The organism is Mesorhizobium sp. WSM4844 (assembly GCF_055811775.1).
The window spans coordinates 107,694-133,026 of record NZ_JBVVQB010000007.1; the positions used below are offsets into that span (position 1 = coordinate 107,694).

At 62.0% G+C, this 25,333-nt stretch carries 25 protein-coding genes; 10 read left to right on the forward strand and 15 right to left on the reverse strand.

Going from position 1 to position 25,333, the window contains the following annotated elements; all coding sequences use genetic code 11:
• Positions 1–98: 98 nt before the first annotated feature.
• Together AC0L2A_RS08870 and AC0L2A_RS08875 are read right to left on the reverse strand one after the other, a co-directional pair.
• A complete protein-coding gene (locus AC0L2A_RS08870; RefSeq protein ID WP_473608411.1) occupies positions 99–923 on the reverse strand; it encodes a L,D-transpeptidase in 825 nt (274 codons plus the stop codon).
• Positions 924–1,152: 229 nt separating this feature from the next.
• The gene (locus AC0L2A_RS08875; protein ID WP_023800845.1) at positions 1,153–1,815 is read right to left on the reverse strand and encodes a haloacid dehalogenase type II; all 663 of its coding nucleotides are present in this window, start codon (positions 1,813–1,815) and stop codon (positions 1,153–1,155) included.
• 157 nt (positions 1,816–1,972) lie between these two features.
• Between AC0L2A_RS08875 and AC0L2A_RS08880 the strand changes: the two genes are divergently transcribed.
• The 4 genes from AC0L2A_RS08880 (at position 1,973) to AC0L2A_RS08895 (ending at position 5,154) form a co-directional block, all read left to right on the forward strand.
• A complete protein-coding gene (locus AC0L2A_RS08880) occupies positions 1,973–2,851 on the forward strand; it encodes a branched-chain amino acid aminotransferase (protein WP_473608413.1) in 879 nt (292 codons plus the stop codon).
• A 107-nt stretch (positions 2,852–2,958) separates the two neighbouring features.
• A complete protein-coding gene (locus AC0L2A_RS08885) occupies positions 2,959–3,555 on the forward strand; it encodes a superoxide dismutase (RefSeq protein WP_473608414.1) in 597 nt (198 codons plus the stop codon).
• Between the two features lie 198 nt (positions 3,556–3,753).
• Positions 3,754–4,197, forward strand: coding sequence for a c-type cytochrome (locus tag AC0L2A_RS08890; RefSeq protein ID WP_473608415.1), 444 nt, complete (start codon positions 3,754–3,756; stop codon positions 4,195–4,197).
• A 9-nt stretch (positions 4,198–4,206) separates the two neighbouring features.
• Positions 4,207–5,154, forward strand: a complete 948-nt coding sequence (locus tag AC0L2A_RS08895) for a c-type cytochrome (RefSeq protein WP_473608417.1) — start codon at positions 4,207–4,209, stop codon at positions 5,152–5,154.
• Positions 5,155–5,164: 10 nt separating this feature from the next.
• On the opposite strand, the gene AC0L2A_RS08900 is transcribed toward AC0L2A_RS08895, so the two are convergent.
• From AC0L2A_RS08900 to AC0L2A_RS08910, 3 genes are all read right to left on the reverse strand, one after another.
• Positions 5,165–6,013, reverse strand: coding sequence for an LON peptidase substrate-binding domain-containing protein (locus AC0L2A_RS08900; RefSeq protein WP_473608418.1), 849 nt, complete (start codon positions 6,011–6,013; stop codon positions 5,165–5,167).
• A gap of 204 nt (positions 6,014–6,217) precedes the next feature.
• Positions 6,218–6,607, reverse strand: a complete 390-nt coding sequence (locus tag AC0L2A_RS08905) for an SET domain-containing protein (protein WP_091590843.1) — start codon at positions 6,605–6,607, stop codon at positions 6,218–6,220.
• A gap of 159 nt (positions 6,608–6,766) precedes the next feature.
• Entirely contained in the window at positions 6,767–8,917 is a 2,151-nt protein-coding gene (locus tag AC0L2A_RS08910) for a S9 family peptidase (RefSeq protein ID WP_473608419.1), read from the reverse strand.
• Positions 8,918–9,034: 117 nt separating this feature from the next.
• Between AC0L2A_RS08910 and AC0L2A_RS08915 the strand changes: the two genes are divergently transcribed.
• Together AC0L2A_RS08915 and AC0L2A_RS08920 are read left to right on the forward strand one after the other, a co-directional pair.
• The gene (locus tag AC0L2A_RS08915) at positions 9,035–9,403 is read left to right on the forward strand and encodes an SH3 domain-containing protein (RefSeq protein ID WP_473494121.1); all 369 of its coding nucleotides are present in this window, start codon (positions 9,035–9,037) and stop codon (positions 9,401–9,403) included.
• 425 nt (positions 9,404–9,828) lie between these two features.
• Positions 9,829–10,254: a Ros/MucR family transcriptional regulator gene (locus AC0L2A_RS08920; protein ID WP_023800837.1), complete on the forward strand. Its 426-nt coding sequence runs from the start codon at positions 9,829–9,831 to the stop codon at positions 10,252–10,254.
• A 145-nt stretch (positions 10,255–10,399) separates the two neighbouring features.
• On the opposite strand, the gene AC0L2A_RS08925 is transcribed toward AC0L2A_RS08920, so the two are convergent.
• Positions 10,400–10,828 carry a SufE family protein gene (locus AC0L2A_RS08925; protein ID WP_091590844.1) on the reverse strand — a complete coding sequence of 143 codons (429 nt, stop codon included), beginning with the start codon at positions 10,826–10,828 and terminating at the stop codon, positions 10,400–10,402.
• A gap of 99 nt (positions 10,829–10,927) precedes the next feature.
• The gene (locus tag AC0L2A_RS08930; RefSeq protein WP_023800834.1) at positions 10,928–11,278 is read right to left on the reverse strand and encodes a DUF5330 domain-containing protein; all 351 of its coding nucleotides are present in this window, start codon (positions 11,276–11,278) and stop codon (positions 10,928–10,930) included.
• 531 nt (positions 11,279–11,809) lie between these two features.
• Here AC0L2A_RS08930 and AC0L2A_RS08935 point away from each other — a divergent pair.
• The 3 genes from AC0L2A_RS08935 to AC0L2A_RS08945 all read left to right on the forward strand — a co-directional run bounded on the left by AC0L2A_RS08935 (position 11,810) and on the right by AC0L2A_RS08945 (position 14,715).
• Positions 11,810–13,549 (forward strand): PAS domain-containing sensor histidine kinase, encoded by a 1,740-nt coding sequence (locus AC0L2A_RS08935; protein WP_473608421.1) that lies wholly within the window; start codon positions 11,810–11,812, stop codon positions 13,547–13,549.
• Positions 13,524–14,288, forward strand: coding sequence for a peptidoglycan-binding domain-containing protein (locus AC0L2A_RS08940; protein WP_473608422.1), 765 nt, complete (start codon positions 13,524–13,526; stop codon positions 14,286–14,288). Before AC0L2A_RS08935 ends, AC0L2A_RS08940 begins: the two co-directional genes overlap by 26 nt.
• A 79-nt stretch (positions 14,289–14,367) precedes the next feature.
• Positions 14,368–14,715, forward strand: coding sequence for a DUF1491 family protein (locus AC0L2A_RS08945; RefSeq protein ID WP_091590364.1), 348 nt, complete (start codon positions 14,368–14,370; stop codon positions 14,713–14,715).
• A 60-nt stretch (positions 14,716–14,775) separates the two neighbouring features.
• Here AC0L2A_RS08945 and AC0L2A_RS08950 read toward each other — a convergent pair whose 3' ends face one another.
• The 5 genes from AC0L2A_RS08950 to AC0L2A_RS08970 all read right to left on the reverse strand — a co-directional run bounded on the left by AC0L2A_RS08950 (position 14,776) and on the right by AC0L2A_RS08970 (position 20,536).
• Complete coding sequence (locus AC0L2A_RS08950) at positions 14,776–15,786, reverse strand: hypothetical protein (RefSeq protein ID WP_167366300.1); 1,011 nt, start codon at positions 15,784–15,786, stop codon at positions 14,776–14,778.
• A 552-nt stretch (positions 15,787–16,338) separates the two neighbouring features.
• Complete coding sequence (locus AC0L2A_RS08955; protein WP_027152781.1) at positions 16,339–16,887, reverse strand: DUF1254 domain-containing protein; 549 nt, start codon at positions 16,885–16,887, stop codon at positions 16,339–16,341.
• Positions 16,880–17,464 (reverse strand): DUF1214 domain-containing protein, encoded by a 585-nt coding sequence (locus AC0L2A_RS08960; RefSeq protein WP_091590369.1) that lies wholly within the window; start codon positions 17,462–17,464, stop codon positions 16,880–16,882. The genes AC0L2A_RS08955 and AC0L2A_RS08960 overlap by 8 nt, the downstream gene beginning before the upstream one ends.
• Positions 17,465–17,579: 115 nt before the next feature.
• On the reverse strand, positions 17,580–19,739 hold the full coding sequence (locus AC0L2A_RS08965) for a transglycosylase domain-containing protein (protein WP_027152779.1): 2,160 nt from the start codon (positions 19,737–19,739) through the stop codon (positions 17,580–17,582).
• Positions 19,740–19,897: 158 nt separating this feature from the next.
• Positions 19,898–20,536, reverse strand: coding sequence for a TetR/AcrR family transcriptional regulator (locus tag AC0L2A_RS08970; RefSeq protein ID WP_473608424.1), 639 nt, complete (start codon positions 20,534–20,536; stop codon positions 19,898–19,900).
• Positions 20,537–20,707: 171 nt separating this feature from the next.
• Between AC0L2A_RS08970 and AC0L2A_RS08975 the strand changes: the two genes are divergently transcribed.
• On the forward strand, positions 20,708–22,261 hold the full coding sequence (locus AC0L2A_RS08975; RefSeq protein WP_473608425.1) for a trimethylamine methyltransferase family protein: 1,554 nt from the start codon (positions 20,708–20,710) through the stop codon (positions 22,259–22,261).
• 287 nt (positions 22,262–22,548) lie between these two features.
• Here AC0L2A_RS08975 and AC0L2A_RS08980 read toward each other — a convergent pair whose 3' ends face one another.
• The 3 genes from AC0L2A_RS08980 to AC0L2A_RS08990 form a co-directional block, all read right to left on the reverse strand.
• Positions 22,549–22,938 carry a hypothetical protein gene (locus tag AC0L2A_RS08980; protein ID WP_473608427.1) on the reverse strand — a complete coding sequence of 130 codons (390 nt, stop codon included), beginning with the start codon at positions 22,936–22,938 and terminating at the stop codon, positions 22,549–22,551.
• Between the two features lie 86 nt (positions 22,939–23,024).
• Positions 23,025–24,644 carry a chaperonin GroEL gene (groL, locus tag AC0L2A_RS08985; protein ID WP_236371803.1) on the reverse strand — a complete coding sequence of 540 codons (1,620 nt, stop codon included), beginning with the start codon at positions 24,642–24,644 and terminating at the stop codon, positions 23,025–23,027.
• A 99-nt stretch (positions 24,645–24,743) separates the two neighbouring features.
• Positions 24,744–25,130 (reverse strand): co-chaperone GroES, encoded by a 387-nt coding sequence (locus AC0L2A_RS08990; protein ID WP_473608428.1) that lies wholly within the window; start codon positions 25,128–25,130, stop codon positions 24,744–24,746.
• Positions 25,131–25,333 lie beyond the last annotated feature (203 nt).

Sequence of the window (25,333 nt, forward strand, 5' to 3'; positions counted from 1 at the left end):
CCGGGCACCGGTTTTGCGAGAATCCGATGCTCGGGGAAAAGCATCGGACCGGAAATTCGCGGCGCCGAAAGTCCGCCGCTCCAGCGCCTTCGACCAGCTCAGAAGATCGGTTCCGAGATCGCCCTTGCCGGGCCGAGCAGGATCGATCCTTCCGGGACGCCCGCATCGATTGGAATGGCTTTGCGGTCTGCCGTGGCAACCAGTTCCTGACCGACACCGGAGGTAACGATCACCGGCGTCTTGTTGGGCACACGGTCATAAAGATCGATAATGTCCTGATTTATCAAGCGAACGCAGCCAGATGAGACTGATTTGCCTATGGAAAACCACTCCGGCGAGCCGTGCAGGCGGTACAGCGTGTCCTCGTTGCCCTCGAAGAGATACAGCGCCCGCGCTCCGAGCGGATTGGTGAGCCCGCCGGGCATGCCGCCATTCTCGGCGCTGTATTTTGCGTACTCGGGCTGGCGGGCGATCATTTCGGCCGGCGGCGTCCATTTCGGCCACTTCTGTTTCCACTGGACGACGGCATCGCCAGACCATTCGAAACCGGCGCGACCCAGCCCGACTCCATAACGAATGGCTTGTCGGCCCGGACGCACGAGATAGAGGTGGTGGCCGGCCGTATCGACGACGATGGTGCCGGGCGCTTGGCCGGTCGGATCGGGAACGATTTGACGCAGAAATTGCTCGTCGATTTTCTCGTAGGGTATGCCCGGCAGCTCGAACCCATTGTCGCTGACCGGACCGTACATTGTTGCATAGTCCATGAGCGGCGGCTCGACATTGACTGGCGGCGGCGGCTCGACAGGCCGGCCTGCCGTCGTGGTGCAGGCGGAAACCGCAATCGAGGCGGCGCCGAGCGCAGCGGCGTTGAGAAAGCCGCGACGGCTCAGGCGATAGGAGTCGATTTCGGTTGTGAACATCGTTGCCTTTTTTAAGTCTCATATCGAAACGGAACATGAATACGCCAATCAGTACGGCGCGCCAGCCCTACCAATGCCTAGCGCGATAGGCGGTTCCGATTCTGGCCTGAGGGTGAACAAACAAAGGCAAAGCTGTGACGGTTCAGCCCCTGTTGCGCCGAGGCAACAGGCCTGCAGCGCCGCGCGTAATGATCCTTTCCAAAAATCGATTCCGATTTGGGCTCATGTGTCAGCCTGCGGCGAGCAGGCCTTCGAGCGAGGGCAGGATCAGGGCCGGCGGAAAGTCCCGGTATTCCTCGGGCTGGTCGGAGCGGTTGATCCAGACTGTCCGGAAGCCGAATTTGGTGGCGCCGGCGACGTCCCAGCGGTTGGATGACTGAAACGACACCGCACCCGGATAGAGACGCCAGCCTGTCGTGACCATGTCGTAGACCGACGGATCGGCCTTGAAGCGCTTGACGGCCTCGACGGAATAGATGTCGTCCAGAACCTGGTCGAGCGCGGCCGATTTGACCGCCGCTTCCAGCATTTCAGGCGAGCCGTTGGATAGGATCGCCAGCTTGGCGCCAGATGCTTTGAGCGCCTTGAGCACGGCCGGCACCTCCGGATAGCAGTCCAGCCGCCAATAGGCGTCGAGCAGCTTGGCCCTCAGTCCCTTGTCCGCGGAGGGAACCTTTCGCAAGGCGAAATCCAGCGCCTGTTCGGTGAGTTGCCAGAAATCAGCGTAGGCGCCCATCAGCGTCCTCACCCAGGAATATTCCAGTTGTTTGGCGCGCCAGATCTCCGACAGGAGCTGGCCGTCCGGTCCGATCTGGTCGGCATGACGGCGGACGGCTGCGTGCACGTCGAACAGCGTTCCGTAAGCGTCGAAAACGTAAGCCGCATGTTGCATGGTAACAGTTTTGCGGCGAGGCAAGGCCGGGCGCAAGCACGGATTGCAATTTCGCATGCCGCTGGCCTTAACAAATCTCAGCCAAATCAGTTGACGGCAGACGCCAAAGCATCTTCCAATGGCGAGACAGGACAGCTCTGAAACGCGGAATCAAGCGATGACACTGGCGGCTGCGGCGCAATCCGCGACATGGACCTTCGTGGATGGCGACTGGTATGAAGGCAACGTCGCCATTCTAGGGCCGCGCAGCCATGCCATGTGGCTCGGCACCAGCGTGTTCGATGGCGCCCGCTGGTTCGAGGGCGTCGCCCCCGACCTCGACCGCCACGCCGCGAGGGCGAACGCCTCGGCGATCGCGCTTGGTCTCAAACCATCCATGAGCGCCGAAAAGATCGTCGGGCTGACCTGGGACGGGCTGAAGAAGTTCGACGGCAAGACGGCGGTCTATATAAGGCCGATGTACTGGGCCGAGCATGGTGGCTATATGGGCGTGCCGGCCGATCCGGCCTCGACCCGTTTCTGCCTTTGCCTCTATGAATCGCCGATGATCCCGCCGTCGGGCTTTTCGGTCACCGTCTCGCCGTTCCGGCGCCCGACCATCGAGACCATGCCGACCAACGCCAAGGCCGGCTGCCTTTATCCCAACAACGGTCGTGCCATCCTCGAAGCCAAGATGCGCGGCTTCGACAACGCGCTGGTGCTCGACATGCTGGGCAATGTCGCCGAGACCGGAACCTCGAACATTTTCGTGGTCAAGGATGGCCATGTCCTGACGCCGGCGCCGAACGGCACGTTCCTGTCCGGCATCACCCGCTCGCGAACGATGACGCTGCTTGACGAGTATGGCTTCAAGACCATCGAAAAGGCGCTGTCGGTGCGCGAATTCCTCGAAGCGGACGAGATATTCTCGACCGGAAACCATTCGAAAGTCGTGCCGGTCACCCGCATCGAGGATCGCAGTCTCCAGCCCGGGCCTGTAGCGAAAAAGGCGCGCGAACTCTATTGGGAGTGGGCGCATTCGACTTCGGCGGGCTGACTGGCTAAAAAGCGAACCGGCGCTTCGTTCCGGAGTTGCTCCACACCAATCCAGACCTATGTTAGTCCGGTATCGACACCGGATTTTTTCCACGAGGAGTACGACCGATGGCTTTTGAACTGCCCGCCTTGCCCTATGACTACGAGGCCTTGCAGCCTTACATGTCGAAGGAGACGCTGGAGTATCACCACGACAAGCACCACAAGGCCTATGTCGACAACGGCAACAAGCTGGCTGTCGAAGCCGGGCTCGGCGATTTGTCGGTCGAAGAGGTTGTGAAACAATCCTTCGGCAAGAACCCCGGGCTCTTCAACAATGCCGGTCAGCACTACAATCACATCCACTTCTGGCAGTGGATGAAGAAGGGCGGCGGCGGCAACAAATTGCCGGGCGCGCTGCAAAAGGCGTTTGACAGCGATCTTGGCGGTTACGACAAGTTCAAGGCCGATTTCATCGCCGCCGGCACCACCCAGTTCGGTTCGGGCTGGGCCTGGGTTTCGGTCAAGGACGGCAAGCTGGCGATCTCGAAGACCCCGAACGGCGAGAACCCGCTGGCCCATGGCGCGACCCCGATCCTGGGCGTCGATGTCTGGGAGCACTCCTACTATATCGACTATCGCAACGCTCGGCCGAAATATCTCGAAGCCTTCGTCGACAGTCTGATCAACTGGGACCATGTCCTCGAGCTCTACGAAAAGGCGTAGGCCCGACTGAGTTGCAAAAGAGCCCCGGCAAAACCGGGGCTTTTCTCTATGTGCCAAATGATCGGCCGCCCTTTTCCAACGACCGTCGCGAAAAATTCACACAAGCGTGAGGCGAATTTCCGGAATTTTCAAGCCAGTTTTGCCGTTATCGATCAGTCGGGCCTTCACCCGAAGCATCTTCACCATGGAGCCAGTTGAATGAGAAAGCTTATCGTCGTCATCTCGATGCTCGCCTTCACCGGTTCGGCGGCGTTTGCCGATCCGATCCAGGAGCGGCAGGCCATTATGAAGGAACGTGGAAAGATCGCCGGCCAATTGTCGAAAGTTGTCAAGGGCGAGACTCCTTATGACGCAGCGGCCGTGCTGGCGGCGTTGAAGGCGCTGGAGGCAAACGCCGAGAAGTTCCATGCAAACGTCGACACTCTTTTCCCGGCTGGCAGCGACACCGGCGACACCACCGCTGCCCCCAAAATCTGGGACGATATGGCCGGCTTCAAGGCGGTGGAAGAGAAATATCTCGCCAACGTCAAGGCTGCGGCGGCCGCCGCTCCTGCCGACGTCGACGCCTTGAAGGCGGGGTTCAACACCATAGGCGGCGATTGTGGCACCTGCCACAAGACATACAGGATTAAGAAGGGCTGATAGCGGGCGATGCGCCTGCTGAAAAAACTCGTCGGCGCCGCCCTCGTTCTGGGCGCCGCCGGCGCGGTCGCCGGCTGGTTCCTGTCGGCACCGGTCAGGCTCGACAGCGAGACCCTGGCGCAGCTCGGCCCCGGCGATGCCGCCAGGGGCAAGCGCATTTTTTATGCCGGCGGCTGCACGTCCTGTCATGCGAAGCCAGGCTCGCAAGGCGATGCCCGTCTTCAACTGGCCGGCGGTCTCGAACTCAAGACGCCGTTCGGCATCTTCGTGCCACCGAACATCTCGCAGGATACCACACACGGTATCGGCGGCTGGTCGGTCGAAGACCTCGCCAACGCCATGCTGAAGGGCGTATCGCCGAGCGGCGAGCACTTCTATCCGGCGTTTCCCTATGCGTCCTACGCACGCATGAAGCCGGCCGACATCGCCGATCTCCATGCCTTCCTGAAAACGCTTCCGGCGGTGGCGGGCAAGGCGCCGCCCAATTCGCTGGGGTTCCCGTTCAACATCCGTCGCGGCATCGGGCTGTGGAAACGTCTCTATTTGAGTGACCAGCCGGTGGTCTCCTTCCCCGATGGCACGCCGGATCCGGTGATGGCCGGCCGTTACCTGGTCGAAGGGCCCGGCCATTGCGGCGAATGCCACACGCCGCGCGATTTTGCTGGCGGCACCAGGAAGAGCGAGTGGCTGGCGGGGGCCGCGGCTGCCGCAGGCAGCGGCATCGTGCCGAACATCACCTCGGGCGAAGGCGGGCTCAGTGACTGGTCGGAGGCCGACATCGCCTACTTTCTGGAAACCGGCTTCACGCCTGATTTCGATTCCGTCGGTGGCGCCATGGTCGACGTGCAGAGAAGCATGGCCGAGCTGACGCCCGAGGACCGGGCGGCGATCGCGGCCTATCTGAAGGCCGTCCCACCGCACCCCGACGGCTATCCCCCACGCAAGCCGGCGAATTAGTTAGCACCCGTCAGCCGGCTGGCTCTGGCCCATTCTCAGGCCGGCCAGCCTTCATCAGGTCGAGGATCTTATCAAGCCGGGCGACGACATCGCTGGTTTCCAGAAGCTGCTGCTTCTGTTCGATACTGATCGACAGCAGCGGCGCGAGCGTATCGGCTAGGACACCGGGATCGCCGATGGAGGGCAGGCCGAGTCGCGCCTTGGCCCTTCGTGGAAGCGAGGAAAAATCGATGTTGGCATAGCTCTGATATGTATCGAGAACCGCGCTCGAACGTGCTACCGCCTCCGCCGATTGGCGACGCTGCTCTTCGACTGGCGCGACCTCCGCCGCCAGAAAGTCGGCGTTGACCAGGTGAAGGATCGCGGCTCGCTGGAGGCCGGAGACCGAGACCTTGAGTACCCCATCCACCTGCGTCTGGCAGTTTATCACGCTAGCCGTGACACCCACCGGATAGAGAGAATCGAGGTTGCCGGGATCCTCGTCGGTCGCCTGCCTCTGTGCGACCACAAGAACGCGGCGGTCGCCTGCCATCGCGTGCTCCACCGCGCGCCGCGTTTTGTCGCGGCCCACGAAGACCGGAACAGTCATTTGCGGAAAGAGCACGAAATCCCGCATTGGAAAAATCGGCAGATCCGCGCCGGAGGACGGGGGCGGGCTGGCCTCGGGCGCCGGGTTTCTGGGCCCAGCTCCGACTGGTTGGCTCGCCTGAATCCTTGCAGCCAATACGTTCCAGTCGCGCAAGCCGAGGACCCTAGCAATGAGCTCGAGGCTTTCGCTGTGGGACAGCGAAACGGATTTGGCGCTCAGTGCTTCGGACAGCGTTTGCGCCATGGCTTTTGCATCGCGGAAATCGCGCATGGAATCATCCTTTGCTTCGAAGAACGGAAGACGTCAGAGCTTGCGTTACTGACCCGTTCGTTCGGGCAAAGGGAGCCTGAAGTGGCTCGATACATTCACCTTACCCGGGAGGGCGCAAGCAGCAGGTTGTATCCACCTGTTTGGAAGGTGCGCTGAAGGTCCGTTGTTGTCAATCCTGCCCGCGCTGCATTCCACGCTCCCGATTTACAGGTGGCGGTCGCCGAGGAAATCGAAGCCGGTTTCAAAGAAATGATTGTAGTTGCAGGTCATTTCCTCGCCGGGCGCGATGTCGCGCAGTGCATAAGTCTCGTCGGGCGAGGCGACGTCGCAATTCGGGTCATCGGCATGGTTCATGAAGCGGGCGTCGTCGGCTTCGAAGACGACGAAGTTCGGGTCGCGCCGATCGGGATAGGAATAGCGATCGAGATAGGCTCTGACCGGCCCGGTTTCGCGCTCATAGACCTCAACAGGGATGCGCCGGTCGTAATTGGGATGGAGCTTCCAGACCAGTGTGCCGCGGGGAATGTGGTTCTTGGCAAAGACACCGATGCCCTGGATGGGCGATTTGTCGAGATAGACGTCGACGAGCAACATTGCGGACCCTTGCCGTGACTGAATGATTTTTGGGTGGCGCGGCTGCGAGAAGCCGCGCATTGGCTAGCGCGCAGCTATGGCAATTGCGAGCGGAAAATCGACCTGACCTGACCCGGAATCGATTTTCCGCTGGTGGGGATGGTGCGCAAGATCAAGCTCCTACAGCGCCGTCTGTGCGTCCAACAGGGTCGGCGGCGCTGTGGTGGCAAGGTCGGCCTTGCCCGCCACCTTCAGCGCAAACGCATAGGTGAAGGCGATTTCCTCGAGCCGGGAAAACCGGCCGGATGCACCGGCATGACCGGAGTCCATGTTGATCTTGAACAGCACCGGATTGTCGCCGATCTTGCGGTCGCGCAGCCGCGCCACCCACTTGGCCGGCTCCCAATAGGTGACACGCGGGTCGGTGAGGCCGGCAAGCGCCAGGATCGGCGGATAGTCGAGCGCGGCGACATTGTCATAGGGCGAGTAGGCGGCGATCGTTCGGTAGTCCTCCTCCGAGGCGATCGGATTGCCCCATTCGGGCCATTCCGGCGGCGTCAGCGGCAGGGTCGCGTCGAGCATGGTGGTGAGCACGTCGACGAACGGAACCTCGGCGACAACACCGCCGAAGCATTCCGGCGCCATATTCGCGACGGCGCCCATCAGCAGGCCGCCGGCCGAGCCGCCCTGAGCGACGATGCGGTCATGTTGCGTATAGCGTTCGGCGACGAGGTGGTGGGCGACTGTGATGAAATCGGTGAACGTGTTCATTTTGTGCGCCCGCTTGCCGTCGTCGTACCAGCCATAGCCCTTGTCCTTGCCGCCGCGGACATGGGCAATCGCGTAGACGAAGCCGCGGTCGACCAGCGATAACAAATTGGTGTTAAAGGCGGCCGGGACCGTGATGCCGTAGGAGCCGTAGCCGTAAAGCAGGCAAGGCGCTGATCCGTCGAGCGGCGTGTCGCGATGGTGGATGAGCGAGATCGGCACCAGTTCGCCGCCGGCTGCGGGCGCCATCAGCCGCCGCGTCACGTAATCGTCCGGGTCGTGGCCGGACGGAACTTCCTGGGTCTTCAGCAGCACGCGCTCGCGGGTCCGCATGTTGTAGTCGAAGACCTGCGCCGGCGTTGTCATGGACGAGTAGGAAAAGCGCATGATCTCGGTATCGTATTCATAGGATCCCGACAGGCCGAGCGAGAAGGCTTCCTCATCGAAGGAGATGAGGTGTTCCTCGCCGCTGTTGCGGTCATGCACGACGATGCGCGGCAGGCCTTCCTTGCGTTCAAGCCTGACCATGTGGTCCTTGAAACCGATTACCGAAAGGATCAGCCGGCCCGCTTCGTGCGGCACCAGCTCCTGCCAGTTGGCGCGCACCGGGTCGCTCGCCGGCGCAGTCATGATCTTGAAATCCTTGGCGCCGTCGGCATTGGTGAGAATGAAGAAGACATCGCCGCCTTCTTCGAGGTCGTATTGCAGGCCGGTCTCGCGCGGCGCAACCAGCTTCGGTTCGGCGAACGGCTCGCTGGCGCTCATGATGCGATATTCCGAGGTCTCGTGGTCGTTGATGCCAACCATGATCCATTCGTTGGAGCGTGTGCCGCCGACATTCATGAAGAAGCCCGGATCGGTTTCTTCGTAGATCAGCCGGTCGTTCTCAGGACTGTCGCCAAGGGCATGGAACAGCACCTTGGAAGGACGGTGGTTGGCATCGAGGCGGGTGTAGAAAAATCCATCATTTCCGGCATCCCACACGCCGCCGCCACCGGTATCCGGAATCCTGTCGGCCAGATCGTTGCCGTCGGCGAGATCGCGGACGCGAAGCGTGTAGAATTCGGAACCCTTGTCGTCGAAGGCCCACAGAAGCTTGCGGTGGTCGGTCGAATGGTCGACACCGCCGAGGCGGAAATAGGCCTTGCCTTCGGCCTCGAGATCGCCGTCGAGCAGGATCTCTTGGTCGCCGCCCTCGCGCGGCGTGCGGAAATAACGCGGCTGCTCGCCGCCAAGCTTGAAAGATGACCCATAGGCGTACGGCCCATCCTTCATCGGCACGGACGAATCGTCCTCCTTGATGCGGCCCTTCATCTCCTTGAAAAGCTGCTTCCGCACCTGGGCGGTCTCGGCCATGAGCGCTGCCTGATAGGCGTTCTCGGCTTCGAGATGGGCGCGGATCTGCGCGTCGAGCAGCGACGGATCCCTGAACATCTCTTGCCAGTTTTCGGCTCTCAGCCAGGCATAGTCGTCCGTCCGCGTCACTCCATGGTGCACATCGAAGACCGGCCGCTTCTCTGGTTGCGGCGGGCTGGCAGTTGGAAATGCTGGGGTTCGGGTCATTGCGTCTCGCTGTGGAAGTTACTTGTATGGAGAATGAACACGCCGATCAGCGCAGGTTCAAGAGCCGGAGTATATGTTTGCGCCGGGCTCCAGAAGATGACCCGGAGGAGAGGGAAAATGAAGTTCCGTTTTCACGCTGCTGCGGCTTTCGCCGTCGCTTCGACAGTCTTGGCCTTTATCGGCCAATCTCATGCAACCGTGTTCGCAGCTTGGCAAGTGACCAACCTTCCGTTTGGCGACACGCTCAACGTGCGCAAGTATCCGGCGGGATCGTCCCAGAAGCAGGCGGCCTATCCCAACGGCGCCGTTTTGCAGATGACCGGGAGATGCACCGGCGGCATAAACCTGCTCGACATCGCCAAGCAGCCGGTTTGGAAGCAGGAACAGAAGATCCGCTATCGCTGGTGCGAAGTCTGGCACGATCCGGCACACAACGGCAATTTCGTCACCGGCTGGGTCTACGGAAAATACATAACCCCACATTGATGGACGGTGCCGGTCCGCAGGCTGATTTCTGGCTTGCTTGCAACAGCAAATCGCAACCTATGGTTTTGCGGACTCTAAAAACAACCAGATAGCCTGCACCACAACCAAGCATAGCCAAGCATTGAGATTTTTTTACTGGCTCTCATGGATGTAACGGCAGCTTGACTGGGCGTCCGCCGCCGCTGGTCTGCCCAGAAAATATCGCAAAGTTACAGAGTGCACGAAAGGTTGAAGCTGATCGTCGAATATTTTATTGCCATCGATGAATACAGCGCAAGAAGCGAATTGACTTACTTGGTTGAGTGGCTCATTAGGATGCTGCGACGCGAATCGCAGAGGCTCTTTCCTGCAAAAATTTCGCGCGATGCCCGACCTATCAAAAATAGGGCGCAGGTAGAAACAACTCACGTTGGGGCCAGGAAGCCATGGATATTATCGAAACACCTTCCAGAAATAGTGATGCGCTGATCGAATTGACGGCCGATGTCGTCGCCGCCTATGTCAGCAACAATCCGGTGCCGGTCGGCGAGCTGCCTAGCCTCATCGCCGATGTCCATGCCGCCCTTGGGCGCGTGGGCGGGGCCAGTGAACAGCCTCCTGCCGACAAGCAGAAGCCGGCAGTAAACCCGAAACGCTCCGTCCATGACGACTACATCGTCTGTCTTGAAGACGGCAAGAAGTTCAAGTCGCTGAAGCGTCACTTGATGACCCACTACGGTCTGACGCCCGACGAATATCGTGAAAAATGGGGCTTGGACGCAAGCTACCCGATGGTTGCTCCCAACTATGCTGCCGCCCGCTCACAGCTCGCCAAGAAGATGGGTCTCGGCCGCAAGCGCAAGGGGCGCTGATACCGGCTCTCTTCCCAACCTGGGTTAGATGATCAACGGCGCCTCCGGGCGCCGTTTTGGCCTTGGGGCGATGCGCGAGCAATCGATATGCGTCGCGACTTGTGCGGCTCCGATCATGTCGGGCCATCGCGCGCTGTTCGTCTGATCAGGCGGTCTGCTTCAAGGCCGCCTCTGCGTCGCGCTTGATGCGCTTGACCATGGAACGAAGACCATTGGCGCGTTGCGGCGACAGGTGCTCGTCGAGGCCAAGTGCCTTCAGCGTGGCTTCGGCGTCGGTTTTCTGGATCTCGCTGGCGAGTCGTCTGGAAAACAGCGCCAGCATGATAGCGACGAGGCCACGCACGATATGGGCGTCCGAATCGCCGGCGAAGGTGACGACTGGGTCGGGCCCCGGACCATACTCGGTGGTCAGCCAGACCTGGCTGACGCAGCCGGGCACCTTGTTGGCAGGGTTGCGTTCCTCATCGGGAAATGGCGGCAGGGCCTCGCCCAGTTCGATCACATAGCGATAGCGGTCTTCCCACTCGTCAAGCAGGGAGAAGTCGTCGCGGATCGTCTGGATCGTCGTAGTCATCACTCCGGATATAGTCATCCGGCGACGCCGCGTCACGGAAAAAGAGGAAAACACCATAGGCGTCAGAGCGTGGACGGTGACAGATGCGCTGAAAATATCTCAGTTTTTCGCCGGCAAATCGACTTTCGCCGGCAACACGATGTCTTCGGGCACGCTGCCGGTCGTTGTCGCCGTGTCGGGTTCGGCGGTCTTGTCGTCCAACATGGCGGCCGCGATCTTGGCTGTCTCCCTGGCCCGGGCGGTGATCGTGTGCATTGCGGACTTGCCGGTCTCGCAGACGTCGGGCTTGCGCTCGCATATGCCGGCAATGTCGCCGACCGCTTCGCGTGCCGCAAACAACGCCTGGATCGGCCCGACGCTTTGGTGGCCGGTCTCGTCGGAGCCGACATTCAGCGGCAGCGCCAGAAGCACCAGCGAAAACCAGAAAGCCATTCTGATCAGAAAGCCCATCTGTATGCCCTCATTCGTGACCGGATCATGCGTTCATGCGACATGACCTCTTTATGGATACGATAGTGGCATGGACGCGCAAAGGACGGCTTGCCCGGTCAGCGAAAATTTTCCTCAAATTTTAGGCAAATTCGAAACGAAGCATTTGCAATGGATTCGTCTCAAATCCAGGCGCTTTTCTTCACTTAAGGTTAACCATCTATCCAACTGTTTTCCTTATGTATTTCCCAGAAGTTCGGCTTACCGAGGGCGACTGTCAAAGGCGGGAGGGCGGTTCGCCCGGATAACGCTCCATTTACTATGGCCGCAATTGCCAAGGTTTGGCTGTGCCGGCCTCCCAATATCTGCCTCGGACCGGGCATTGATCGGTCCTGCCTTATCCATTCCTTAAACGCTGGATGCGAGTTTCAGATCGACAAAAGCATCTGCGAAGCAGGGCTGTTCACGACCAGGTGCGAGTGCGTTGAGTTGAGTTCGATAAGGGCCAGATACGTTGAGTTGCCCGGCGCGATGGCAGCCGGTTGCGAACGTATGGTTCATCCGTCGATCCTCGGACAGAACGACCGCCGGTGCCAGAGGCGGTTTATCGGTGTCATGCTGGCCGCTCCGTTCTTTGCCGCAGGCGCAGCAGTCACGCTGGTCACCTCGGGCATGGGCGTGGCCGTGACCATGGCTGCGATCTTTGCGACGTTCGGCCTCTGCTGGTTTGCCGCCTTGCTGGTGGCAGCATCGGGCAAGATGGCGTTCGCCGGCCAGGTCGCCCTGGTGATGGGCAGTCTTGCTCTTGCCGGTATCATTGCCGCGGCGGGCGGGATGGCCTCGCCGGTCGCCATGCTTGTCGTGGCGCTGCCGTTCGAAGCCTGGTGGATCGGCGCGTCTCGTCGCGCTGCACTCTGGGGTGCCCTATCCGCATGTGTCGCTATCCTGCTGCAGGCTTTTGCCGGTTCTGTCTTCCCGTTCGGTCCGGCCGAAATCGCCGCCTGGCATTGGCTGCTGCCGCTGGCCTGGGCGCTCACCCTCGTTCCCCGCGTCGCAGCGCTTGGCAGCGCGGCCGGCGCGCAGCTTGATCCGGCGACCGACGATCGGCTCGAGAACATCATCGACGCCGTTGTCCTGCGGGCCGGCCGGCATGGCGAGGTTCTGGATGCGTCGGCAAAGGCGCGCACGATCCTGAAGCTGCAGCCGGAGCTGCTGTTCGGTACCGGCCTGTTCGACCGCATCCATCTGTCCGATCGCGTCGCATACCTCAGCGCGCTGGCCGACATGCGCGATGGCGCGCCGGCGCGCCGGCTGGATCTTCGCGTCCGGCTGCCGCAAAACGGCAATGGCCCGACGGCGGACAATTACCGGCCGTTTTCGCTTGAATTGGCGCGCGGGGAAGAGCAGCAGGACGTCCTCACGTTCGTCCTGCGCGAAAACGACGAACTCGCCGGCTTGCGCGAAGAGCTTGCCGCTGCGAAAGAGGCGGCCGCGTCTGCCGAAGTGGCAAAGGGACGGTTTCTGGCGGTCGTCAGCCACGAGCTGCGCACGCCGTTGAACGCCATAATCGGTTTTTCCGACATGCTGCTGCATGAGATGTTCGGCACCTTCAAGGACCCGCGCCAGAAGGAATATGTTGGCCTGGTCAAGGAGTCCGGCCAGCATCTGCTTGCCGTCGTCACCTCGATACTCGACGTATCGAGGATCGAAGCCGGCGCCTATGCAACCGAGCCGGAACCATTCCGTTTCGTCGAAGCTGTCGAAATGTGCCAATCGATGATGCGCTTGCAGGCCGAGGCCAAGAACATCGATCTACAGACCCAGATCGCACCGGATGCAGGCGAGATAAACGCCGACCGTCGTGCCGTGCAGCAGATACTCATCAACCTCGTCTCCAACGCCATCAAGTTCACGCCCGATGGCGGCGATGTCGTCGTCGGCGCCAAGCGGATCGGCTCGCGACTGCATTTCTGGGTCAGGGACACCGGCATCGGCATCGCCGAGGAAGACTTTGCCAATCTCGGCAAGCCGTTCATGCAGATCCAGAACGACTATACGCGCCGCTTCGAGGGGACTGGGCTCGGCCTGTCGCTGGTGAAGGGTCTGGTGGCGCTTCACGAGGGCACGATGTCGATCGAAAGCATGCCGGGGGAGGGCACCACGGTCACGATCAGCTTGCCGGTGAACGGACCGAAAGGACGTTCGAAAGACAAGCCCGGCGTACTGCCGATGCCTGCAGCCAAGGCGGAGACGAAAGGGGACAGGCATGGCTCGCTCCGCAAAACAGCCTAAGGCGGTCAAGCGCCGCGGCAATGCCTTCCAACGCAGCGCGGTCGCCCTCGGCAGCCAGATTTCACGCAATCCGGTTCTGGTTGGCGGTTCGACCGCCTTCCTGGTGACGCTGTTCTACGTCTCGGCGAACGCTTTGTGGTATCAGCCTTTTCCTCATGCCGGCGCGTTTTTTGCGACCAGGAGCATGGAGGGCTTTCCTCGAGCCGGCGCCGACGAGCCTGAAACCACCATCAACATCGTGCGGCCGGAGCCGGCCCCGATCAAGAGCGATCCGATCGTCGAGCAGGTCCAGGGCATATTGAAAGATCTCGATTTCTATTCCGGCACCGTCGACGGTATTTCCGGCCCCAACACGCGTAAGGCTATCCAAGCCTATCAGCAGAAGGTCGGGCTCAACGCTTCCGGCGAGATCGACAGCATTCTGCTCGATCAACTGGGCGCCATGCCAACCGCCTCGACGGTCGTGCCACATCCGGCACCGCGTCCGGACGACATGGCCGCGATTCCCGTCTCGGCTTCGCCGGCAGATGCGCCGGCGCAGGCACCCGACGCCCGCATCATCAAGATCCAGGCCGGGTTGAAGGCATTCGGCAATGACGACATGCAGCTCGATGGCGTGGTCGGGGCCCGCACCAAGGCAGCGATCAAGGAGTTTCAGTCGCTGTTCGGGCTGCCCGAGACCGGCGAGCCCGACGAGGTCGTCTACGTCAAGATGCGCGAGATCGGCCTGACCAACTGATGGGCGCAGGCGCGCGGTTTTGGTTTCACCCAAACGCAAAGCGCTCTAAGTACCGTCCGATGTCGTCCGGAATCCTGCCATGCGCGTAACCACGGATCTGTGGGTGTCGGCCCTGTTGCGCCGGGTTTTCGGCGCCGGGGGTTTTGCCGCCGTGGTCAAGCGTGGCGCAACCGAGGCCGGCGCCGTCTTCGTGCTGGCGCGAGGCCGCATGGGCGAGATTGCCTTGTTTGGCCCGGCGCCGCAGACGAGCTACGATTCAGCCAAACCCGACGACCGTTACTTCAGTCTGCTCGGCGCCGGCGACGATGCCGCCGTCTTTGACGGGCGACTGGAGAGGGAGAAGAAATTCGACCCCGACATCTGGGTGGTCGAGATCGAGGCCGGCTCTGTTCCCGTCGAGGAGCTTATTTCCGTCAAGTCGCAATAGCGATATGCAGACAAAGGCTTAGAGCGTTCGCTTGAATCTCTTTTCAGGCGCGACGGCGGGTCAAACGCGACGCGCTTTAGGGCTGGCGGCAGCATTGTCGCTGTCCGCTTTGCGGACGTCGGCGTTTGCCGCGATCGGTCCGGCATTGCGAATGGCCTTCGACAGTGTCTCGGCTTTCCAGCCGCGTAGCCTGTCCAGCGCTGCGTCGCGATGCAGCAGCCGATAGCGGTCGAGGAAGATGCGGATGGCCTGCGGATGCGAGAACTCTGTGGGATAGACGGCGGCGGTGATCAGGAACGCCCTCTCTTCGCCGAGATCGAGCGCGCGCAGGGCAGCCAGCAGCGACGTGTAGTTCTGGTTCGCGATGAGCGACCGCGCCGTTGAAAAATCGATCGCGAGCGCGTCGGCCAGTGCTGTCTGGAAGAATGCGGCATTGCCGGTCAGCGCCGTCTCGCGCAGTTTGACATAGGTGTTAGCGCCGGCGAACGGATTGATCGTCGCGCCGCCGCTTTCGGCATCACGCATCATCGACCGCAGCCGGCGCCGTGCAGCCTCGGCGGCGGCGCCGGGCACCTGCTGGCTGCTATCGGCGACGACTTCGGCGCTTTCGGGCACCGCCTTGGCGTTCGCCTCAGGCTGCCGCACGCTCACCAGCGTCGGCTTTTCAAGCGCCCTGATCAGGTGGGCGATGGTCGGGTTCAGATCCTTGCGGCGCGCAATGGCGCGCGCATGCGGCAGGCCATGGCGGCCGATCAGCGCGATGAGGTCGATATCGCTGAGCGCGCGCGAGCGGATGAGCAGCGGCGCGGCAACGTCGACCGGCTCCTCGCAAAGCCGCCGGACCAGCGCAGCGGGCGCATATTCGCATTCGGAAAGGGCGGCGGCGACGTAGCGGCGCGATTCGACCGACACATCGGCGAAAAGCGGCAGCGTCAGATCCTCAAGTTGCGCGATCTCCCGGCGCGAAGGGCGGGTGAGCGAACAGAACGCCGACACCGTGGCGCGGAACAGCCTTTCGGCCTTTCCCGATTCAGCCCGTATAGCGATTTGCCTGAAATCCGCAGATGACACGAAGGATACGCCTGACACTCGACACAATCTTGACCATGCTCGACCGGGACTGTGTCGGTTTCGCATTTGCCACGGGTCAGGACTTCCTGACCTCAGAACAAAGATCAAATTAGCGGCGATCCGTTAGCGTTCCGTTAACCTACTGGCTCCTTAATCAGATTGGAGGCGTTGCGTTGTGCTCCGGGGCAACCGAGAGGAATGCACGAACCATGGGCATGGTACTGTCTTTCGTGCCGCGAACGGCGGCAACCAATCGAGCAGACCGAAACACCGGAGCGCCGGCGGCGGTGATCATTTTCCCCGGCGTCCGCTACGAGCAACCGCCACTGACGGGCGAGACGCGGCCAGGCGCCGGTCCGGACAAGCCGGGTTCGTCAAGGACGATGCCGGGGACGTCGGGGACGTTGCCTGTTCCGCATCATTAAAGCGCGTCGCGGCTGAATGGATTCGCCGCGCCCTGTTGGGCGCGCAAAGGACGCTCTATCTCCTTGAATGAGCGCCGCGGCGGCTCGCAAGGCATGGGCCGCAACGGGCGGCATGTTTCGGTTGACGTCAGTAGTCCTGCAGCTCGCAGGAACTCTGCTCGAGAAACCGCGACACGGTCGGCTTCCAGCTGTCGTCGGGCACGAAGGAGCGGATGACGAACATGCCTTCGTCGATCGGCGCTTCGACGAAGATTGCCCCTTGCAATTCCTCCGGGAGATCCTTGCGGATCTCGATCATCTGCGCCGGCGTCAATACGATACTGTCCAGCACCCTTCCGGTCGCGCTGTGGTCGTTGAAGGAGTAGATGTTATGGCCGCTGCGGTCATAGACCGATACGGACCAGAACGGGACGTTTCCCGGTGCCTTCACCCGAACCATCCCATCGGACAGATCGAAGCGGCAAGCCGCAGCATAAAACAGCGGATCGACCGACTTCACCACAGGCGTACCGCCGGCCTCAGCGTCCAGCCTGGTCATCCGATAAAGGTTGGAGGCCATGGCCAGCCGCGACCAGGCATTGCGTTCGGAAAATTCCGGGGCGAGCAGCAGCACGATGATGTGTACGATGCCGGCGCCAAGCAGGCCGAGCAGGATCGCGTGCAGCAGCCTACGCATTGCAGCCGACCTTCACGATCTGCGGCAGCGTGACATCCGAAAGGCCCGTGCTGCTGGCGATCGGCGTGTCGTAGAATGTCAGCACGAGATACATCCGGCCGAAGCCGTCGGAAAGCAGCCAGTTGCCGGGCGCGGGGCGGTTGCTGACGGAAATAAGCACGGAATTGTCGGGCTGGCGCAGCACCTGGTAGGACTGAAGTGCCGCAAGCCTTGGCTTGCCGGTCTCGACCACGCCGAGCGACCGATCGGCGGCATAGAGGGTCCAGAACCGGGCTGTGGGAAACCCGCCTTCGATTTCATAGGCGCATTGGCGTTTCAATAGTTCGCCATCGGAATCGCGTTCGGCGATAAACGACAGGCCTTCTGCCTGCCCGAGTGCAAGGACACCCTCGCGCGCCACGCGGGCTTTCGAGTAAGGATCCGCCGTCTGCGTGCCGATATCGGGAAACGCCGTCCATTGGCCGATCCTGATCGCGCCAATGCCATCCTGCGTCTTGAGAGCGTACCAGACGCTGCCGCCGCCGCCGCCGATGGCTATGGCAAGCGCGAGGAGCGTCAGGAATGCGTTCTTGAACATGAAGAGCCGCGGGCAAGAGGAGTGCCGCTCGGGGATATCGCGGGGCAGGGGGCCATGGCAAGCGGACCTCTGTGGAATTGCGGCGCGAGGGATGGCCTGGCCCGTCGTGCCGGCATCAAAGCGCCGACAGGGTCTCCGGTGTCGCAGGCGCCTGGAGGACGGGCGCCGACTGGAACAGCCTGGTGATGTCCCTGAGCGCCCGCGTCGTCTGGCTGGACAGCACCGGCGGCCGCTCGGCGGCAGTGTCGGCCGCTGCCTGCTCGGCATTCTTCTTTTCCGCTTCCTCGGCCTTGGCGGCGATCTCTTCGTCGACGAAGGGATGATCGAGGCCGGGGATCGGCTTGAGGTCGATATTCTGGTGCGCATAGACCATCAGCCGCTGCCAAACCATCGCCGGCAGCGAGCCGCCGGTCATGTTGTTGGTCGGGGTGAAGTCGTCATTGCCGAGCCACACGGCAGCCGTATAGTTGCCGGTAAAGCCGACATACCAGGCGTCACGGTAAGACTGCGTTGTGCCGGTCTTGCCGGCTGAAACGATATTGGGAAGCGCAGCGCGCCGCGCCGTGCCCATCACCGGCACCGCCGCCAGCATGGTGTTCATGGATTTCAGCGCCTGCTCCGAGAGCACACGGCGCGGCGGCGGCGCATCCTTGGCGAAATCGTAAACCACCTCGCCGGTACGGGTGACGAGCTGGGTGACGCCATGCCGGGAGCCGACAAAGCCGTTCTGGGCGAACACGCTAAAGCCTGTCGCCTGGTCCATCACGGTCATACCCGATGTGCCGAGCACCATCGTCTTGTGCGATTCGAGCGGCGATTCGACGCCCATGGCTTCCGCCATCGCCTTGATCGGCTTGATGCCGAGATGATTCTTGGCCAGCCGCACCGGCACGGTGTTGACCGATTTGGCCATCGCCGTGATCAGCGTGACCTTGCCGGCCCGTCCGTCATTGTAATTGTGCGGCGACCAGGCACCCCAGGAGATCGGCGCGCCGGAAACGACGGAGTCCGGCGTGAAGCCGTGCTCCATCGCCGTTGCGTACACGTAGGGTTTAAACGATGAGCCGCTCTGGCGCAGCGCCTTGGTGGCGCGGTTGAACTGGCTGGCACCGTAGTCGCGGCCGCCGACGATCGCCCTGACTGCGCCATTGGTTTCGATGACGACCATGGCGCCTTCGGTGACGTTGTATTCCTTGCCGAACTGGCGGAGATGGAACTCCATCGATTCTTCCGCCGCCTTCTGGATGTTGGCGTCGAAAGTGGTGTGGGCGACCAGCGAATGCTGGCCGGACTTCGCGGCGATCTTCTTGACCTCTTCGAATGCCCAGTCGAGGTAGTAATCCGGGCTCTTCTGCTCGCCGCGGTCGACGATTTCAGCCGGATGCAGCCGCGCCTGCAGCACCTGACCCTCGCTCATGAAGCCGCCTTCGACGAGATTCGACAGCACCACATTGGCCCGCGCCCTGGCAGCAGGCAGGTTGATGTGCGGCGCGTATTTGGTCGGTGCCTTGAACAGGCCGGCCAGCATCGCCGCTTCGGCGAGGTTCACATCCTTGACGCTTTTGCCAAAATAGAAATCGGCGGCCGCTTCGATGCCGAACGTGCCGCCGCCCATATAGACGCGGTCGAGATAGAGCTGCAGGATCTCCTTCTTCGACAGATTGGCCTCGAGCCATAGCGCCAGGAAGGCTTCCTTGACCTTCCGCTCCAACGTCCGTTCATTGGTCAGGAACAGGTTCTTGGCCAGCTGCTGGGTGATGCTCGAGCCGCCCTGCACCACGGAATTCGCCCGCACATTCGCGAAGATCGCGCGCGAAAGGCCGAGCGCGTCGATGCCGTAGTGATCGAAGAAACGCCGATCCTCGGTGGCCAGCACCGCCTTGATGACCTGGTCGGGCATCTCGTCGACCGGCACCGAATCGCGCTGGATGATGCCGCGCTGGCCGATCTCATTGCCGTAGCGGTCGAGGAAGGTGATGGCGAAATCGCCCTGGGCGCGCCAGTCGCCGGCGGTTTCCTGGAAGGCCGGCAAGGCGAGCGCCAGCATGACGACGATGCCGCCGGCGCCGAGCGTGAAACCTTCGCTCAACAGTTCGATGATGCCGCGGCGCCAGCCGGAGACGCGGAAGCGCCGGAAAAAAATGGTGGCCGCTTCCCAGAACCGGCGCGCCTTGAAGCCGGTCTCGTAGAGCGAGGAATCGAACCACGCATCCGCCGCCAGCAGTCTTGCGGCAATCGGACCCCTTCTCCTGCGTGTTTTCAAAGGACTGGCCATTCCAAGATCCGGCTGCGGCTACGCCTCCCACCGAGAAGCGGCACTCCTACCAGACTATTTGTCCATTTTGGCCTCGCTCACAAGGGTAAGGGGGGCTTTCGCGGTACAGTTTGTTGATACCAGGGTCGGGCCTGCCACCTCCGCCACCTCGCACTCACTTAACGCGCCGCGATAAAGCGCATGAAATGCGCCACGTCGGCATCGCTTGGCTCCTGGCCGGTGAAACTGCGCAGATAGGCGGCGAGATGACTGACCCTCGCCTCGACCGGTTCCTTGAGGTCGAGCACATAATAGCCGATCTGCATGTAGTAGAGCACACGGGCGCGGATGAAGGCATCCTCTTCGCCGTAGCCATGCCGTCGATACATGTCGCGGATCGCACCCAGTCGGTCATTGTCGGCCTGGTCGATGGCCCGGCGCACGTCCTCGGAGCGACGCGCCCATTCCCGGATGGCGAAGTCGAGCCTGGGATCGAACAGGCGCTCGTCCGCCCAGCATTCGAACACGTTCATGACCCCCATGATGATGCTTTCGGCCGGCCGCTGCGCGCGTTCGATGATCGACTTGGTGTTGGTGTCCCGCCAATGCGCAAGCAACTGGTCGAGCAGGTCCTGACGGCTCTCGAAATACCAGTAGAAGCTTGAGCGCGATACGCCGAGTTTCTGGCCAAGCGGCAGCACGCGCACGCTTGCGATGCCGTCTGAAATCAGTGTCTGGAGAGCAAGATTGATCCAGTCCAGGCGCGTCACCTTGGTGTTGCCGGACGCCGGCTCGTCCTGCGGAGAAATCATGATCATGGCCGCACAATAGGCATGAGGGCGAACTGCATACAACCGTACTAGACACATATGTACAGTGCAAGTATCCTGTCTGCCTCAACGAACTGGGCCGAGCGGCCAACGCGCGTCATCGCGGCTCCTGCCTACGATCCGCAACGCAGGGCAATACGGCAATGAGGAGTATCCGCCATGGTCGATGACGCCGCACGCAACCTCAGGCGCGAACGCAGGCGCGGACGAACCGGCGAGGCCGGCAGCGAGACCAGCCGCCGGCCGGACTATCGTTCGCTGAAGAACCCGTTTCTGCCGCAGCCGATCTTTTCGGCCGACCAGGTCGCCGCGATCCACGACACGGCGCTGCGCGTGCTCGAGCAACTCGGCGTCAAGGTGCTGCTGCCGGAGGCGCGCGCTATTCTTGCCCGTGCCGGCGCTTTGGTCGACGAGGACAGCCAGATGGTGCGCATCGGCCGCGACATCGTCGCGGCGGCGCTGGGCTCGGCGCCGAAATCGATCCGCGCCCATGCCGGTGACCGTGCCCGCGACCTGACGCTCGATCTCGGCTCGATGACGTTCCTGGCAGGATCCGGGGCGCCGAACGTCACCGATCTGGAGCACGGCCGGCGGCCCGGAACGCTTGCCGCTTTCGAGGATCTCATTCGCCTGGTGCAGCATTTCGACGTGCTGCACATGCTGGGACCTTGCATCGAGCCGCAGGACATCGACAACCGCTTCCGCCATTATGCCGTCAACCGCGCGCAGTTGACGCTGTCGGACAAACTGCCGTTCGTCTTCGCGCGCGGCACACCGCAGGTCGAGGACGGCTTCGAGATGCTGCGGCTGGCGCGCGGCCTGTCCGAGGACGAATTCCGTTCGGGCGCTCATTGCTACACCGTCATCAACACCAACTCGCCGCGTCAACTCGACATTCCGATGGCGCAAGGCATCATCGACTTTGCCAAGGCGGGGCAGGTGCTGATCATCACGCCCTTCTGCCTGGCCGGCGCCATGGCGCCGATCACCGTGGCCGGCGCGCTGACGCTGCAGCACGCCGAAGCGCTGGCCGGGCTGACGCTGGCCCAGATCGTGCGGCCGGGCGCGCCGGTTGTCTATGGCTCCTTCTCCTCCAATGTCGACATGAAGTCCGGAGCGCCGGCCTTCGGCACGCCGGAGCACGTCAAGGCGACGCTCGGCGCCGGTCAGCTTGCACGCTTCACCGGCCTTCCCTGGCGGTCCGGCGGCGGCAGTGCCGCCAACATTTCGGACGCGCAGGCAGCCCACGAAACGCAGTTCGCGCTGTGGGGTTCGGTGCTCGCCGGCGCGACGGTCTGCATCCATGCTGCCGGCTGGCTCGAAGGCGGGTTGAGCGTCTCGTTCGAGAAGCTGATCACCGATATCGAGGCGCTGCAGACCATCGCGGAACTCTGCGCGGCGACGCCCGGCGACGAGGCCGCGATCGGCTTCGAGGCTATCGCCGAAGTGCAGCCGGGCGGGCATTTCTTCTCGGCCGGGCACACAATGGCGCGCTACCGCACCGCATTCTACGAGCCGCTGGTCGCCGACTGGTCGAATTTCGGCAACTGGACGCAGGCCGGGTCAAGAACCGCCACGGAGCGCGCCACCGGCATCTGGAAACGGCTGCTGGCCGATTTTCGGCCGCCGGCTTGCGCCGCTGCCACATCAGGTGTTCTCGACGAATTCATTGCGCGGCGCACGGAAGAGGGTGGCGCAGCACCGGTCTCGTGATGTAGTTCAGCAAGCGCGCGTTACATGGGGCGCTTGTCGCCTGCCTTCTGCGGGTCGCGGCGGATCGTGCCGGCATCGGCTTTCCTGTGATTGTCGGCGGCGCGAGTCTGCGAATGCGATCGAAGCGGCTTTCCTCGGCCACTTTGGTCTTTACTACAGCATTTGGCTTCGGGACGAATGCAATCATGGATCGATCTCCTTGCCGACGGCTGCGCGCCGGAGGATGCCCCGGCGGCTGTCTTTCGGGCTCTCGTCAAGAGCACGTTCTCTCCGAGAGGTCGAAGATGTTAGGTGGCGAGAGCGACCGCACAGCTTTGCGCACCCAGCCTGTCGGGCGAGGTTTTTCCGGGCATGGTCGCCCAGCCGCCCGTCTCGATGAACTGCCGCTTCTTGTAGCTGTCAGTTATGGCCTTGAACTCGACAAGTTTGGCGGCCGCGTCGGGCGCCGTATTGAAGCGATCGACGCAGACCGCCGAGGCCAGTTCGCTGCGCGCCGTATCGCCGGCGGTGGCCGCCAGCGCGCGCGAGGTGCCGCCGGTCACCCAGCCGCCCCAGTTGAAACCGATGATCAGTGTGGCGACGACGGTTGCAGCGCATGCCCACAAAAGCGTGGATTTGGCCGGCTGGTAATCTTCCCATCGACGCGCGAGAGATGGCTTGCTGCTTTGTGTGGCCACGGACAGTTCCTTCCTGGTTGATGTTGGGATCGGTCGCCCGGCCTTGCTGGGGCCAGGCCTTGCAGGCCTATTTACGGGAGGGGTGGTCAGTAGCCGCCCATGCCGGCCGAAGGCGCAGTGTCTTTTGCCGGAATGTCGGTGATCATGGCTTCCGCGGTGATCAGCAGCGCCGCGATCGACCCGGCATCCTGCAACGCGGTCCGCACCACCTTTGCGGGATCGACGATGCCGGCCTTGATCATGTCGACATAGGTCTCGTTCTGGGCGTCGAAGCCCTGATTGTGATCCTTGCTGTCCGTGAGCCTGCCGACAACGATCGAACCTTCGACGCCGGAGTTCTCGGCGATCTGGCGGATTGGCGCTTCGAGCGCTCTCGACACGATCGAAATGCCCGCCGTCACATCGGCATTGGCTCCGGTCAGCCCGTTCAGCACGGCCTTGGCGCGCAGCAGCGCGACACCGCCGCCGGGAACGATGCCTTCTTCCACTGCCGCGCGCGTGGCGTTCAGCGCATCGTCGATGCGGTCCTTCTTTTCCTTGACCTCGGACTCGGTCGCGCCGCCGACGCGAATGACCGCGACGCCGCCGGCGAGCTTAGCCAGCCGCTCCTGCAGCTTCTCCTTGTCGTAGTCGGAAGTGGTTTCCTCGATCTGCCCCTTGATCTGCTGGACACGCGCCTGGATCGTGGCCTTCTCGCCGGCGCCGTCGATGATCGTCGTCGTGTCCTTTTCGATCAGCACGCGCTTGGCGCGGCCTAGCATGTCGATGGTGATGTTTTCGAGCTTGATGCCGAGGTCCTCCGAAATCACCTGGCCGGCGGTGAGCACCGCGATGTCCTCCAGCATCGACTTGCGGCGGTCACCGAAGCCCGGCGCCTTGACGGCCGCAACCTTGAGGCCGCCTCGCAATTTGTTGACGACCAGCGTCGCCAGCGCTTCGCCTTCGACGTCCTCGGAGATGATCAGCAGCGGCTTGCCGCTTTGCACCACGGCTTCGAGGATCGGCAGCATCGCCTGCAGATTGCCGAGCTTCTTTTCATGGATGAGGACGTAAGGGTCCTCCAGCTCGGCGCGCATCTTCTCGGCATTGGTGACGAAATAGGGCGAGAGATAGCCGCGGTCGAACTGCATGCCCTCGACGACGTCGAGTTCGGTGTCGGCGGTCTTGGCTTCCTCGACGGTGATGACGCCGTCATTGCCGACCTTGTCCATCGCCTTGGCGATCATGGCGCCGACGGTGGTGTCGCCATTGGCGGCAATGGTGCCGACCTGCGCGATTTCACCGGAAGATTTGACCTTCTTGGCGCGTGCCTGGATTTCCTTGACGACAGCGGTAACGGCAAGGTCGATGCCGCGCTTGAGGTCCATCGGGTTCATGCCGGCGGCAACGAATTTGGCGCCCTCGCGCAAGATGGAAGCGGCAAGCACCGTGGCGGTGGTGGTGCCGTCGCCGGCAAGGTCGTTGGTCTTCGACGCCACTTCGCGCACCATCTGCGCGCCCATGTTCTCGAACTTGTCGGAAAGCTCGATTTCCTTGGCTACCGCCACCCCGTCCTTGGTGATGCGCGGTGCGCCATAGGCCTTGTCAATGACGACGTTGCGGCCCTTGGGGCCGAGCGTCACCTTGACGGCGTTGTTGAGGATTTCGACACCACGCAGCATGCGGTCACGCGCATCGGTGGAGAATTTGATTTCCTTGGCAGACATCTTTTTTCCAGTTCGGTTGGTTGCGGCAGGGCGCTGTCAGCACCGCCTGAATCAAAAATTTGGAGCGTCCTTTGCGCGTCCAGACGCGCGGCGCTCCAATCAGGCGGCCTTCTTGGCAGCCCCGGTCTTCTCGATGATGCCCATCTCGCTCTTGTCGATGATGCCCATCTCGCTCTTGTCGATGATGCCCATCTCGCTCTTGTCGATGATGCCCATGATGTCGGCCTCCTTCATGATCAGAAGGTCCTCTCCGTCAATCTTGACCTCGGTGCCGGACCATTTGCCGAACAGGATGAGGTCGCCGGCCTTGACATCGAGCGCGATCAGCGCGCCGCTTTCGTCACGCGCGCCCGGCCCGACGGCGATCACTTCGCCTTCCTGCGGCTTTTCCTTGGCATTGTCGGGGATGATGATGCCGCCCTTGGATTTGGTGTCGCTTTCGGCGCGCCGAATGACGACGCGATCGTGGAGTGGCCGGAATTTCATGGAAACTTCTTTCTGGGGCCAGCTTAGGCGGCCGCTCCCTTCTATAGGCGCGTTAGCACTCGATAGATAGGAGTGCCAAAAAATATTCGTTGGCCGCCGTAAAACATTGAATAGTATTATTTTGCCTTTTCGCTTCAGAAATTTGCTCGATCAAAAATAGGTCAGAATTTGATTTTTCCACATCGAGTGACTATTTTAAGGGA